Here is a 14,338-nt window from a genome sequence, read left to right as displayed (position 1 = left end):
CCAGAAGGCGCATCATTGTCGATAATGGTGGCAAGCCCAAAACTATCGGCGATGGTGGCATTGGCACTGGGTGACGACAACACCAGGAAAAGATTCTCTGCAGCTTCAGCAGTTGTGCCGCCAAGCAAACTGACACGCACGGTTTTAACCATCTCGCCAGGAGCAAACATCAGGCTACCGGTGAGATGCAGATAATCCGAATTAAACGCCGCGGTATTGGCTGAGGTGGCGTAATTGACTGTCACCGCAGCCGTATTGGGCGCGTCCAGGCGCACCAGAAAGTCGGCGTAAGTTTGTGATTCATCGACCACCACGTCGTCCACAGAAACCCTGGAATTACCTACCAGCGCCGCATCGTTCTCAAAAATAGTGGCGGTACCAATGCCGTCAAGCGTGGTGGCGTTGGTAATGGCGGACAATGCCAGATTGAAGGCTTCAGCGTTCTCAAACGCGGCGTCATTAGTGATGGTGACTTTGACGGTTTTGGCGGTCTCACCCGGAGCGAAGCTCAGCGAACCGGTTTTGGTGACAAAATCCGCACCGGCAACTGCCGTACCATTCTGCGTGGCATAGTTCATAGTAACCGCGCTGGTGGAAGGCCGATCCAACGTAATGACAAACGAGGCTTCCTTGCTGGCTTCATCGACGACGAAGTCGTTGATTGAAACCACCGGTGTGCCAGAAGGCGCATCATTGTCGATAATGGTGGCAAGCCCAAAACTATCGGCGATGGTGGCATTGGCACTGGGTGACGATAATACGAGGAAAAAATTCTCTGTCACTTCGGCTACTGCATTGTTGATGATAGAAACGCTGACGGTCTTAGACAACTCACCGGGAACGAAGGTCAAAGCGCCTGTAATATGTAAATAATCTGAATTAAATGCAGCGGTATTGGCTGAAGTGGCGTAATTGACAGTCACCGGCGCGGCATTAGCAACATCCAACCACACAATAAAATTTGCGGTTGCATTGGTTTCATCCACAAAAACATCATCGACTCGAATAGTAGTCATTTTCTTATCCCTTATAAAAATTATCTGGCGTCATTGCTGATACCGCCTTTTTGTTTGTCTTTGGCTACAGTTAGCGTTTTGTTAAGATTTAGCTAACCTTTCTGTAACCGATTCTTCCATCAGTGATGGTGCTGGATAAATCATAACACTGAGTTCTTTCAACGTTGTGACTTTTATTCCGGTGCTTTTTTCGCTGCTGAATTTACGCATAGAATTAATCGTGTTTATCCGGTTAATTCCCAAGGTTGCTAGATGTAGTAGTAGGCCGTGATTTTTTGCATAAAGTTCAGCATAGGCCGGCGCAGCGGCATCGCCAGCAATGCCAAGCAAGGAACGGAGCACATTGAGTGGATAGAAACGGGTTGGATCGAAACGTGAATATTCATTGAGGTAGGCTTGCAGGTGTTGCGAGCTAACACCGTGGTAACAATGACGCATTTTTCAAAGGGGTTCTTGTGCGACTTCTACGATGCGGACAAACAACATTGGTCAAAAGCACGTGGCTATATTAGTGATCAAAACGGATTTGCGTGCCGAGAAGGTTTGCATCTATACCATGCCGCTGGAACACCGAACCCCTGTTTCACAATCTGAAGCTGGTGGGGACATAAACAAACTTGTGGCAGCAGAAACGCAGTATGCTGGAGTATGGATACAGATTCGCTAATCAGCGTGGAAACTGTTTCAGTTATTGAGCAGTCTTTCCGATCACTGTTTTGTGACACCGTGGGTGCAACAAACAAGCTCTGACCGGCGGTCTCTTAGCACAGCGGTTATACGCATGGAATTTATCAGACTTGCAGACGATTCAACCAAAGTTCTTCTATTCACCTTGCCCAAACAACGCACAGCGCAGCGACTCAAGACTGCGGGTATAGCAGCACAACAACTGTAAGCAGTATAAATCCTTCGTTTCACCCCCAGTTGTGTCACCAAATGGTGACACAACTGGGGGTGACTGGATGTCTAAAGCTAAAAAGTATATTTACAACAGTGGAATAATCAACAAAGCCACGATGTTAATAATCTTGATCAGTGGGTTAATCGCTGGCCCAGCGGTGTCTTTATAAGGATCACCAACCGTGTCACCAGTTACCGATGCTTTGTGGGCATCACTACCTTTACCGCCATAGTGTCCATCTTCGATATATTTCTTTGCATTATCCCAAGCACCGCCACCGGTTGTCATGGAGATTGCCACAAACAGACCGGTTACGATAGAACCCATCAATACCCCGCCTAAAGCTTGTGGCCCTAGGATCACACCCACTAGGAGCGGAATCAGTACAGGCAATAATGAAGGAATCATCATTTCCTTGATAGCTGATTGGGTCAGCATATCCACTGCACGTGAATAATCCGGCTTGGCTGTGCCTTCCATGATGCCAGGAATTTCTTTGAACTGACGACGCACTTCAATAACTACTGAACTTGCTGCGCGTCCAACAGCTTCCATCGACATGGCACCAAATAAATAAGGAATCATGCCGCCGATAAACAGGCCAATAATAACCATGTGATTGGATAAATCAAAGGTTATTGAATGTCCAGCATGTTCCAATGCATGCGTATAGTCAGCAAATAATACCAAGGCGGCTAAACCAGCAGAACCAATTGCATAACCTTTGGTAACTGCTTTGGTCGTATTGCCAACTGCATCCAGTGGATCAGTAATGGCGCGAACTGAATCTGGCATTTCTGACATTTCGGCAATACCGCCAGCATTGTCAGTAATTGGACCATAGGCATCCAGCGCTACAATAATACCCGTCATGGATAACATCGCAGTTGCAGCGATAGCAATACCGTACAAGCCTGCTAGAGAATAGGCCAGCAAAATACTAATACAAACAGCCAATACAGGCGCAGCGGTTGAACGCATTGAAACACCCAAACCAGCAATAATATTAGTTGCATGCCCTGTAGTTGATGCTTCAGCAACATGCTGTACAGGTGGATAATCCGTTGAAGTGTAGTACTCAGTAATGACAACCATAAGCCCCGTAAGCACCAGCCCGATCGTTGCGGCCAGGAATATACGCATAACCAGCATGCCGCCAGCTACTTCAGTGCCATCAATATCAAGAGACATATCGCCCATAAACCAAACAGTCACAGGGAGATAAGCAAATAAAGCAATGCCCCCCGCTACTGCCAAACCACGATAGAGCGCATTCATAATCTTGCCGCCTTCGCGCATCTTGACGTAGTAGCAACCAATAATTGAAGCAATAATGGAAACGGCGCCTAACATTAATGGGTAAATCACTGCATCAATGGTATTTGCTGAAAACAGTAAGGCACCCAAAATCATGGTGGCGATGATTGTTACCGCATAGGTTTCAAACAAGTCAGCAGCCATACCTGCACAATCACCGACATTATCGCCCACATTATCGGCAATAACCGCTGGATTCCGTGGATCATCTTCTGGAATACCGGCTTCTACCTTTCCAACCAGATCAGCACCTACGTCAGCGCCTTTAGTGAAAATACCTCCACCCAAACGAGCAAAAATAGAGATCAGTGATCCGCCAAATGCAAAACCGATTAAAGGTTTAATCACATCGCTAATCGGTTGGCTGGGATCTGCGCCATCAAACAATGTGGCGCAATAACCGGCGACACCCAGTAAGCCTAAGCCTACTACTAACATTCCAGTGACAGCACCGCCGCGGAAGGCAATTGCAAGCGCCTCATTCAACCCGACAGTCGCAGCTTGTGCCGTACGTACGTTCGATTGAACTGAAACATTCATACCAAGAAAACCAGCGGCACCAGAGAGCACAGCACCCAAAGCAAAACCAATGGCTGTATCCCAACTAATCGCTATTGCAAGGGCAACAAATAAAACTGCACCAACGGCACCAATAGTCATGTATTGGCGCTTAAGATATGCAGATGCCCCTTCTTGGATGGCAGCAGCAATTTCCTGCATACGCTGATTACCAGTTGATTGAACATAAATGCCCCTAATCCAGATACCACTGAATATCAGGGCTATGATCGCGCTACCTATTGCGATAATAAAACCGTTAGCCATAAAGAACTCCAATTAAAGTCAGACCATCAAAATCGTATGTGGAATCTTGGCCTAATTTAATTCCACATTATTAGACACTTCACTTATTCAAAACCTAAATACAATCAGGGCGTATTTTATCTGTTCTTGCCCTCAGAATGTATCAAATATTAATGAAATTTAGATTGTTACGTGACTTGCGCATTATTGTTTGACTCTATTACAACACCCGAGCAGTTTCAATCCAAATTATTCCTTAAATTTTGAACTCTCCCAATTTCTTCTCAACCGCTATATTTTTTAACCGCACATAGTCAGGCAACCCATTCTTATAGGGCGGGTAGTCTTCACCTTCAATCAATGGCAATAAGTATTCGCGACATGACTGACTAATGCCAAATCCGTCTTCACTGATATAATCAGCCGGCATCATTTTCTCGACATTGGCCACATTAGCAAGCTTAGCCATACCCACCTTCCAGCTATAAGGTGTATTGGATTGACGGACTATCGTTGGCATGACTGAGTTATGTCCTGCAATAGCATATTCCACCGCCGCTTTACCCATTGCATAAGCTTGTTCCACATCGGTTTTAGACGCAATGTGGCGTGCAGCGCGCTGTAAATAATCTGCCACACCCCAATGATATTTTAATCCCAGACCATCTTTGATGATATTGGCTACTACCGGCGCAACACCGCCTAGTTGCGCATGACCAAAGGCATCCCGCAGTCCCTGGTCGGAAAGAAAATTACCATCCTCTCCCTTAACACCTTCAGATACGACAACCGAGCAATAGCCATATTCCTTAACATAGCGATCCACTTTGGCAAGAAACTTTTCTTTGTTGAATGTGATTTCTGGAAACAGGATGATGATTGGAATCTCGCAATCTGGACTCGAGGCCAATCCACCCGCTGCGGCAATCCATCCTGCGTGGCGGCCCATTACTTCCAGCACAAAAACTTTAGTTGATGTTTTGGACATGCTGGCTACATCGAAGCTCGCTTCGCGTGTGGATACCGCGATATATTTTGCGACAGAACCAAAACCAGGGCAACAATCTGTGATTGGCAAATCGTTATCAACCGTTTTTGGAACGTGAATCGCCTGAAGGGGATAGCCAAGCGTATCGGATAGTTGTGAAACCTTAAGACAGGTATCCGCAGAATCACCGCCGCCATTATAAAAGAAATAACCTATATTATGTGCTTTGAATACTTCGATCAGCCGCTCGTATTCACGTCGATTCTGCTCCAAACTCTTTAATTTGTAGCGGCAAGATCCAAAAGCACCTGATGGGGTATGACGTAGCGCAGCAATCGCTGCTGCTGAGTCAGCATTGGTATCAATCAGATCTTCGGTCAATGCACCGATAATCCCATTGCGACCAGCATAGACATTGCCAATTTTATCAGCGTGCTGACGCGCTGTTTCTAAAACACCCGCCGCAGAAGCGTTGATTACTGCCGTAACGCCACCGGATTGGGCATAAAATGCATTTTTAATTGCCATTTTTTTCTCCTGATTGATCAAATCGTAAGTAAACTATTTGTGTCCTACTCTTCTGTACGTACAAAAACCCAGGCACGACTCATCGCTCTCCTGAGTTTTCAATTCTGTTCTTTGAACCAAAGAATGCGGTTGGTTTATTTATTTATTTATTTATTTATTTATTTTAATGCTGCAAAAATCAGATCACGTATTTCTTCAACCGTACCTATGCCAGCTATTTTGATATAGTGCGGCGCACCTGTTTCGCCATTTGCCGACCACTTTGAATAATAGTCAATCAAAGGTTCAGTTTGCTCATGATAGACTTCTAGTCGTTTTCTGACCGTTTCTTCCTTGTCGTCATCGCGTTGTATGAGCGGCTCCCCTGTGACATCATCCTGGCCATGTGCTTTGGGTGGATTAAAATCCACATGATAAGTACGACCTGAAGCCTGATGGACTCTGCGGCCCGACATACGCTTCACAATTTCGGCGTCTGCAACATCAATCTCAACCACAAAATCAACCGGGACACCGGCCGCTTTCATGGCATCGGCTTGGGGGATCGTGCGTGGAAATCCGTCAAACAAAAAACCATTTACACAATCAGGTTGCGCGATACGCTCTTTGACTAAATTAATGATAATATCATCAGAAACCAATCCACCTGAATCCATTATTTTTTTTGCCATGACACCCAATTCAGTGCCTGCTTTAACAGCGCCACGCAACATATCACCTGTAGAAATTTGTGGAACACCAAAATGTTCCTTAATATAATTGGCCTGAGTGCCTTTCCCCGCACCAGGGCCACCTAATAAAATGACTCGGATAGCTATTCTCCCTTTGTTACCAATTAAAATTACTGAATGCAGTGACGTATTTATATCTGCCACTTCAAAGACATCATGCAATTATATCGTAGGCTGGCCAGATACTCGAGTTTTTTACTGCGGTAATTTTTGCGGAGCTGAACATCTTTGTAACAAGTTACGTTGAACCAGTGCAGCTTATGCGATAATTTGATTGACTCTTAACAGGAAAAATCATGGACGAAAATAGAAGTAAAGCGCTTGATGCTGCGCTAGCTCAAATCGAGAAGCAGTTTGGTAAAGGCTCAATCATGCGACTGGGCGCAAACGATGTCGCCTATGATATACAGGTTGTTTCTACCGGTTCGTTGGGACTTGATATTGCACTGGGCGTGGGGGGATTGCCACGCGGCCGGGTCATTGAAATTTATGGACCTGAATCCTCGGGTAAAACTACGCTGACATTGCAAGTCATTGCAGAAATGCAAAAAATTGGCGGTACCGCAGCGTTTATTGATGCAGAACATGCATTGGATCCACAATATGCGCAGAAAATTGGTGTCAATGTTAAAGAACTGTTGATTTCTCAGCCCGACAATGGAGAGCAAGCACTAGAAATAGCTGACATGCTGGTGCGTTCGGGGTCGGTTGATATTGTTGTAGTGGATTCAGTCGCAGCACTCACGCCACGTGCAGAAATAGAAGGCGACATGGGCGATCCTCAGATGGGATTGCAGGCACGATTAATGTCACAAGCGTTACGCAAACTGACCGCAAATATCAAACGCAGCAATACCATGGTTATTTTCATTAACCAAATTCGCATGAAAATCGGCGTCATGTTCGGCAATCCCGAAACAACGACGGGTGGCAATGCATTAAAATTTTATGCGTCAGTCCGCCTTGATATTCGCCGTACCGGATCGATCAAAAAAGGTGAAGAGGTCATTGGCAATGAAACGCGCGTAAAAGTAGTCAAAAATAAAGTAGCGCCGCCGTTCAAACAGGCCGATTTTGATATTCTGTATGGTGAAGGTATTTCCCGTGATAGTGAAATTATCGAATTAGGTGTATTGCATAAACTCATCGACAAAGCGGGTGCTTGGTATGCCTACAAAGGTGAAAAAATCGGCCAAGGTAAAGACAATGTGCGTGAGTATCTGAAGGATCATAAAGAGATAGCCCATGAAATTGAACAGAAGATTCGGTCGATTGTAGGCATTGTGGATCAGGCGAGACCTGTAAAAGAGAAAATCGAAAAAGAAAAAACAGATAAAGAGAAATAAACTGTGTGAATACTCGGTCTTCTCTAGAATTGCGTGCGTTACGTTATCTGGCACAACGAGAGCATTCTCGTTTAGAGCTCGAACAGAAACTTTCTTCTCACGCGCGATTTTCCACACCGGAAGCTATATCCAACGTATTAGATAAGCTGGAGCAAAACGGTTTGTTATCGGCTGAACGAGTGGTTGAACAAGTTATACGCACACGCAGATCGCGGTTTGGTAGCCAACGTATCATTTATGAGTTGAAAGAAAAAGGCATTGACGAGCAGTTAGTTGACAATATTTTGCCAACGCTTAAAGAAACTGAATTGGATGCAGCGTTTAAAATCTGGCAAAAGAAATTTGACCAATTACCCAATACAAGAGAAGAACGGGGTAAGCAAATGCGTTTCATGATGAGTAGAGGCTTCTCAATGGAAATAATACAACAAGTTTTATCGCAAGCTGAAGAGGAGAATTCATGAAAAAGCTGCTTGTGCAGATGACGCTCATACTGGCGATCGTATTGCTAGGTAATCATGCCAGTGCTGATGAAATAGTATCCATTAACGATATCAATACATCGCCAGTGAATTTTGACGGCAAAGAAGTTAAGCTGAAAGGCATTGCAAAAAACCCCACACGCCTGCCGCTGGTCAATCTGAAATCCTATGTGCTGGAAGATAAAAGCGGGGAAATTACAGTTCTGACAGAATTCAATTTACCCAAGATGAATGAAGAAATTACTATTCGGGTTAGAGTCCAAAGTCTGGCAATCGTCAAAGGCGAAGCGGTGGGCTTGACAGTAACCGAATTGAAACGATACGAGCAACAGCAAAGAATATGAAAAGCAGCGAAATACGACAAAAATTTCTCGAATTTTTTGAATCTCACGGCCACACCATCGTCGCATCCAGCACCTTAGTGCCGGGTAATGATCCGACTCTTTTGTTTACCAACGCGGGTATGGTGCAATTCAAAGATGTGTTCCTAGGTCAGGATAAACGGCCTTATGTCCGCGCAGTCAGTTCGCAACGCTGTGTCCGAGCGGGCGGAAAACATAACGACCTGGAAAATGTTGGCTATACCGCACGACATCATACATTCTTTGAAATGCTGGGCAATTTTAGTTTTGGCGACTATTTTAAGCGCAATGCCATTCATTTTGCCTGGGAATTTCTCACCGTTTCACTCAAAATCCCACGCGAAAAACTATGGGTAACCGTGTATGCAGAGGACGATGAAGCTGCAGATATTTGGTTGAATGAAATCGGTGTCGATCCGTCCCGAGTTGTGCGCATTGCTACCATGGATAATTTCTGGCAAATGGGCGATACCGGTCCCTGCGGTCCTTGCTCCGAGATTTTTTATGATCATGGCCCAGAGGTGAAAGGCGGACCGCCTGGTTCTGCCGATGCCGATGGTGATCGTTACATTGAAATCTGGAATCTGGTGTTTATGCAGTATAACCGTGACAGCGCGGGCACACTCCACCCGCTGCCCAAACCATCAGTGGATACCGGCATGGGTTTGGAACGAATTTCTGCAGTCATGCAGCAGGTTCACAGTAACTACGAAATTGATTTATTCCAAAGTTTAATTCAAGCTGCCGCGCGTGCTACCCACACGAAAGATCTTGCCGATAACTCATTAAAAGTCATTTCCGATCACATCCGCGCCTGTTCATTTCTGATTACTGATGGCGTCATTCCAGGCAGTGAAGGTCGTGGGTATGTATTAAGGCGCATCATCCGTCGCGCCATTCGCCATGGCTATCAATTGGGACAGAAACAGCCTTTCTTCTATGAACTGGTAGAAGATTTAAGTAAAGTCATGGGCCAAGCCTATCCGGAATTAGTTGCAGCAAAGGCACGTGTCGCAGCCGTATTACGACAAGAAGAAGAACGTTTTGCTGAAACATTGGAACACGGCATGCAAGTTTTGGAAGAAGCATTGAGCCGTAAAATAAAAATACTCGATGGCGAAACAGCATTCCGGCTCTACGATACGTTTGGTTTTCCGCTGGATTTGACTGCCGACATAGGCCGTGAGCGCGGCATTACCATCGATCATGCTGGATTTGAGCAGGCTATGGCGCGTCAGCGTGAACAGGCGCGTGCAGCTAACAAGTTCACCATGCAAGAGGGTATTGAATACAATGGCAGTCAAACCACTTTCTATGGCTATGATTCCCTGCAGCATGAAGGACAAGTTCTGGCCATTTATAAACAGGGCAGCGCGGTAGATTTTATCGAAGCTGGTGACGAGGCTTTAGTTGTTCTGGATCAGTCACCCTTTTACGCGGAATCCGGCGGACAAGTCGGCGATAGTGGCGAGTTACTGGCAGCCAATGGCACCTTTGCCGTAGCGGATACCCAGAAAATACAAGCCGGCGTGTTTGGTCACAAAGGCTTATTGCGCAGTGGACGGTTGGTGATCAAAGATAGTGTGCTGGCAAAGGTTAATCCGTTAACCCGCACCAGCACTGCCAACAATCATTCTGCCACGCATCTATTGCATGCTGCGCTACGCAAGGTGCTGGGCACTCATGTAACGCAGAAAGGCTCATTAGTGGATGCCAATCGTGCACGTTTCGACTTTTCCCATAATGCGCCTCTGACAGTAGATGAGTTACGCGAAACAGAGCGCCTGGTCAACGAACAGATCCGACACAACTGGGTCGTTGCATCTGAAACCATGAAATACGATGATGCGATCAAACGTGGTGCTATGGCGCTGTTTGGCGAGAAATATTCGGATGTCGTACGCGTCATTGGTATGGGTGAATTTTCTACGGAATTATGTGGCGGGACGCACGTAGCGCAAATCGGACAAATCGGTTTCTTTAAAATTGTAATAGAATCGGGTGTGGCCGCAGGCATCCGGCGTGTTGAAGCAGTCACCGGAAAAGCAGCCGTTGAATATGTGCAGCAACGCGAAGCACAATTGCTGGAAATCGCGCAAAGCTTAAAAACCAACCCTCAGGAAGTCACACAAAAAATCGCCCAAATCATCGACAATGTGCGGCAAACCGAAAAAGAACTGACGCGGTTAAAAACCAAACTTGCGAGCTCACAAGGCGATGATCTGGCTGTGCAAGCACAGGATATAAAAGGCATCAAAGTTTTGGCCGCCAATCTGGAGAATGCCGATGCTAAAACCTTGCGTGAAACGCTGGATCAGCTTAAAGATAAACTGAAAACCTGTGCCATCGTACTGAGTACCGCTGAAGACGGGAAAATAACGCTGATTGCTGGTGTGAGTGCTGACCTGACCGGGCAGATCAAAGCGGGCGAGCTGGTGAATTTTGTTGCACAACAAGTCGGTGGCAAAGGCGGTGGTCGGCCGGATATGGCGCAAGCTGGGGGTACACAACTGGATCAACTCCCTGCAGCGCTTGATAGCGTGATGAATTGGGTGAGAAAGAAATTAATAAAATAAATGCAACAGAGGTGTGTTGTTAAAATATGGAGTCCTTTTGATTAGGTAGCGAGTGGATTTGCATAGTATTGTTGTATGAATTCTGCTGGTGATAAATATCCCAATCTTTCTTGTTTTTCTGCCAGTTATGAAAGACTTCGATATATTCGGAAACTTTCTGTTTTGCTCTTTGATACTTAAAGCACTACTTCTGGGTGTTTTCAGCCACTTCTTTATCGTATTCCGTAAAAGACTTGTACTTCTTTGAGTATCATTGATCGACAGATGCTCACGGTAATAAATTTGAGGTCTATGTGACTTTGAGTGGATAAACTAGAGATCTCGATATAAACAGCGATGCGCTATTTGGTTCGGCATTGGGATTACAAGCGCCGTGGACACGGGCGCAAAGTTGCTTCACGCTTCTATTCGAAGCATTTGCCTTGGCATTGATTAAGCGTGAAATGCCCGTGACCCGCGTAGCTCAAATACTCGGCGTTCATCCACAGCGCATCTGGACAATCTTTAATCACTGGATTGGCACAGCAGGCGTCATTCATGACACCGAGGGCAAGGGCAAGGGCAAGGGCAAGCTATGTATGCAGAGCGTCGCCTGGCATTTGATAAAGAAAGGCGTGTCACCGGAGCAAATCGAACAACTCAGTATGGGCTTATCCCCTTGCATTGATTGCCGGAGCGAGCGAATCATTTCCCAAAGCATCAATCACTTTTGATCATTTTCATGTTGTCAAACTGCTCTTAGATGACATGAACAAGGTGCGTATTGATGAGCGCAAGGAGCATGCTGCGCTAAAGAATCACAAGTACACGTTTCTAAAAAATAAAGCGGCTCTGTCCGACAAGAAAAGACAGGTGCTTGAAGAAATGATTACGCTGTATCCCACACTGGGCGTAGCTTATCGATTGAAGTCGTTATTCAACGATTTATGGACGATGTCAGGCAAGCCTGCGGCGGATACCTTTCTGAACGACTGGTGCGCTCAGGTTTGGAAGGCAAAAATCTGAGCCTTTCAGAAGCTTACCAATACACTCAGTACACATCGGTCAGGGATTATTCACTTCGTCGAATCGAACATTTCCAACGCAATATTGGAGAGCATCAACAGCAAAACCCTACCGACCAAACGACGTCCTAGCGGTTTTAGAAACACCAAGAACTACATCAACATGATCTATTTCTTGTGCGGAAGATTGACTTTCTCTTACCCACGGTATTTCACATAGACCCATTAATTGTTATAATCCAAACTAGAATCTGCTGAGAAAGCAAGCTTGCTATGCAAAAAGATTTATCCAATGAATTAGTTAGGTTAAAAAAACTCTATGAATTGAGCATGACTATTTCGGGTGATTCCGTTGAAGTATTCAAGCATATTGCAAAAATTATTGGTGAGCTCTTCGAACTAAAAATTGTATGCCTTTCAAAAATAAACGGTGATCAGCTCGATCTTCTGGCGATCTACCATGAGGGCCAGATTTTCACCGATGGAGGTTCGTGCAATCTCGCCATTACACCGTGCGCAACAGTAGAAATGACCCAAGATGTGAGGATATACGATCACGTTAAAGAGCGGTTTCCCGATGCACTATTCCTTCAGCAACACAATGCCCATTCCTATTGCGGTTTTCCTTGCTTGGGGAACGATGGAAAAGTCAAAGCGGTAACTTGTCTCCTTGACGATAGACCCCGTGAGTACACTGAAGAGGATATAGAAATACTTAGAATATTTGGTCAGCGCATTGGTATGGAGATTGAACGTCAAGAGCATATTCAGTCGGTTAAAGCATCTCAGCAGCGGATTGAATTCCTTGCGCACCACGATATTCTGACCGAATTACCTAACCGTATTCTACTGATTGAGCGTTTTAAGTTAGCGATTGCATCGGTTAAGCGAGAAGACGTCTCGGTCGGTTTGATATCCCTCAATCTGGATCACTTTAAGGTAGTCAACGATTCTTTTGGCCACCACGCGGGAGATTTCCTGCTCAAAGCAGTCGTTGCCCGGCTTAAAACCTGTGTCCGCGATGTGGATACCATCAGTCGCCAGGGTGGTGATCAATTTATTATTCTCCTGCCGGACATTCACGAAGCGAAAGATGTGACTATTGTTGCTCAAAAGATTCTTGAAATACTTAATAAACCCTTTTTGATTGATGGCGATAGTGTCAAAATAACCGCAAGCTTAGGCATTGTACTATTTCCAAAAGACGGCAATGACCTTAGCCAGCTTCTGCAATATGCAGATACGGCGATGTATCATGCCAAAGATTCGGGTGGGAATGGTTACCAATTTTTTAATGAAGAGATGGCAGCCAGCTCTAAAGAACGATTACATATACTGAATCACATTCGCCAGGCCCTTGGATTCAATCAATTCAAACTTTATTACCAATCACAAGTTGATACGATAACTAGGAAAATCATCGCCTGTGAGGCTCTGATACGTTGGGAAACACCGGATGGTTTTATTCCTCCAGGAAAATTTATTCCTGTGGCTGAGAATTCTGGGATCATCCTTGAGGTCGACGCATGGGTTGTTAATGCAGCTTGTCATCAGGCTAAAATCTGGCAAGATGCGGGGACGCCCTTAGTGGTTGCCGTCAATATATCCGCATCGCAATTCAAGCGAGGAAATATTATCGAGCTAGTCTCAACAGCGCTTGAACGGCATCAATTAGATCCCAGTCTATTAGAAATTGAACTGACTGAGTCGATACTCATTCACGATACCGAGACCATGCGGAAAGTACTTTCTCGACTAAAACAATTGGGTATAAAATTTTCTATCGATGATTTCGGCACTGGCTATTCTAATTTATCCTATCTGCGTATGCTGCATTTAGATAAGATCAAAATTGATCAATCATTCATTACGCATATGGTTACCAATGAAAATGACAAAGTTATTGTGCGCTCGACGATTGATCTGGCGCATAACCTTGGCTTAAAAGTTATTGCGGAAGGAGTAGAAACAGCCGGTGCAGTTGAGTTGCTAGAAGAATTTGGTTGCGATCAATTGCAAGGCTACCACTTTGGAAAACCGATGCCATCCGAGTTGTTCATAAAATTTTATTAAGTAGTCGAAATAAAAACCTTCTCACTTTATTGGATTTGTAAGTACAGAGCTACCTTTGCTTACTTCTTGTTTTCCGGTTCAGATGATTTACCTAGGATTGTTTTTGGTAACTGATCAAAAAATTTGTGCAACCACAAAACATAAACTTGCGTTCATTTATCAGCTACACCTATAATCGCACCCTGGAAATCACGCCTTTTCAGCGAATGC

10 protein-coding genes and 2 pseudogenes are annotated in these 14,338 nt (G+C 45.1%); 7 read left to right on the top strand and 5 right to left on the bottom strand.

Annotated features, from left to right (window positions below; genetic code table 11):
• Positions 1–1,016, bottom strand: a 1,016-nt coding sequence (locus K2P83_RS02390; RefSeq protein ID WP_292926275.1) for a Calx-beta domain-containing protein, incomplete at its 3' end; no start/stop codon positions are given.
• A 232-nt stretch (positions 1,017–1,248) separates the two neighbouring features.
• A pseudogene (locus K2P83_RS02385) lies at positions 1,249–1,442 on the bottom strand (IS1595 family transposase); the annotation flags it as partial.
• An 85-nt stretch (positions 1,443–1,527) separates the two neighbouring features.
• Between K2P83_RS02385 and K2P83_RS02380 the strand changes: the two are divergent.
• Entirely contained in the window at positions 1,528–1,683 is a 156-nt protein-coding gene (locus tag K2P83_RS02380) for a hypothetical protein (protein WP_292926274.1), read from the top strand.
• A gap of 318 nt (positions 1,684–2,001) precedes the next feature.
• Here K2P83_RS02380 and K2P83_RS02375 read toward each other — a convergent pair whose 3' ends face one another.
• The 3 genes from K2P83_RS02375 to adk form a co-directional block, all read right to left on the bottom strand.
• Complete coding sequence (locus K2P83_RS02375) at positions 2,002–4,059, bottom strand: sodium-translocating pyrophosphatase (RefSeq protein WP_292926273.1); 2,058 nt, start codon at positions 4,057–4,059, stop codon at positions 2,002–2,004.
• Between the two features lie 235 nt (positions 4,060–4,294).
• Positions 4,295–5,554: a 6-phosphofructokinase gene (locus K2P83_RS02370; protein WP_292926272.1), complete on the bottom strand. Its 1,260-nt coding sequence runs from the start codon at positions 5,552–5,554 to the stop codon at positions 4,295–4,297.
• A gap of 158 nt (positions 5,555–5,712) precedes the next feature.
• Positions 5,713–6,366, bottom strand: a complete 654-nt coding sequence (gene adk, locus K2P83_RS02365) for an adenylate kinase (protein ID WP_292926277.1) — start codon at positions 6,364–6,366, stop codon at positions 5,713–5,715.
• Between the two features lie 215 nt (positions 6,367–6,581).
• On the opposite strand from adk, the gene recA reads away from it, so the two are divergent.
• The 6 genes and pseudogenes from recA to K2P83_RS02335 all read left to right on the top strand — a co-directional run bounded on the left by recA (position 6,582) and on the right by K2P83_RS02335 (position 14,128).
• Positions 6,582–7,631, top strand: coding sequence for a recombinase RecA (gene recA / locus K2P83_RS02360; protein WP_292926271.1), 1,050 nt, complete (start codon positions 6,582–6,584; stop codon positions 7,629–7,631).
• Positions 7,632–7,636: 5 nt separating this feature from the next.
• A complete protein-coding gene (gene recX / locus K2P83_RS02355) occupies positions 7,637–8,095 on the top strand; it encodes a recombination regulator RecX (RefSeq protein WP_292926270.1) in 459 nt (152 codons plus the stop codon).
• A complete protein-coding gene (locus K2P83_RS02350) occupies positions 8,092–8,457 on the top strand; it encodes a hypothetical protein (protein ID WP_292926269.1) in 366 nt (121 codons plus the stop codon). Before recX ends, K2P83_RS02350 begins: the two co-directional genes overlap by 4 nt.
• Positions 8,454–11,051 carry an alanine--tRNA ligase gene (gene alaS / locus K2P83_RS02345; protein ID WP_292926268.1) on the top strand — a complete coding sequence of 866 codons (2,598 nt, stop codon included), beginning with the start codon at positions 8,454–8,456 and terminating at the stop codon, positions 11,049–11,051. The genes K2P83_RS02350 and alaS overlap by 4 nt, the downstream gene beginning before the upstream one ends.
• Before the next feature lie 371 nt (positions 11,052–11,422).
• Positions 11,423–12,275, top strand: a pseudogene (locus K2P83_RS02340) (transposase); the annotation flags it as partial.
• A gap of 53 nt (positions 12,276–12,328) precedes the next feature.
• On the top strand, positions 12,329–14,128 hold the full coding sequence (locus K2P83_RS02335) for an EAL domain-containing protein (protein WP_292926267.1): 1,800 nt from the start codon (positions 12,329–12,331) through the stop codon (positions 14,126–14,128).
• Positions 14,129–14,338 lie beyond the last annotated feature (210 nt).

It is taken from the genome of Nitrosomonas sp., from assembly GCF_019752415.1.
Taxonomy (GTDB): Bacteria; Pseudomonadota; Gammaproteobacteria; order Burkholderiales; family Nitrosomonadaceae; genus Nitrosomonas.
The sequence above is the reverse complement of the archived record's forward strand: the minus strand, read 5'-3'. Positions and strand labels throughout refer to the sequence as shown.

Bases quoted from the DNA above. Each gene is read 5' to 3' on its own strand.
- K2P83_RS02375 (WP_292926273.1), bottom strand. From the start codon at position 4,059: ATGGCTAACGGTTTTATTATCGCAATAGGTAGCGCGATCATAGCCCTG.
- K2P83_RS02370 (WP_292926272.1), bottom strand. From the start codon at position 5,554: ATGGCAATTAAAAATGCATTTTATGCCCAATCCGGTGGCGTTACGGCA.
- recA (WP_292926271.1), top strand. From the start codon at position 6,582: ATGGACGAAAATAGAAGTAAAGCGCTTGATGCTGCGCTAGCTCAAATC.
- K2P83_RS02350 (WP_292926269.1), top strand. From the start codon at position 8,092: ATGAAAAAGCTGCTTGTGCAGATGACGCTCATACTGGCGATCGTATTG.
- alaS (WP_292926268.1), top strand. From the start codon at position 8,454: ATGAAAAGCAGCGAAATACGACAAAAATTTCTCGAATTTTTTGAATCT.
- K2P83_RS02335 (WP_292926267.1), top strand. From the start codon at position 12,329: ATGCAAAAAGATTTATCCAATGAATTAGTTAGGTTAAAAAAACTCTAT.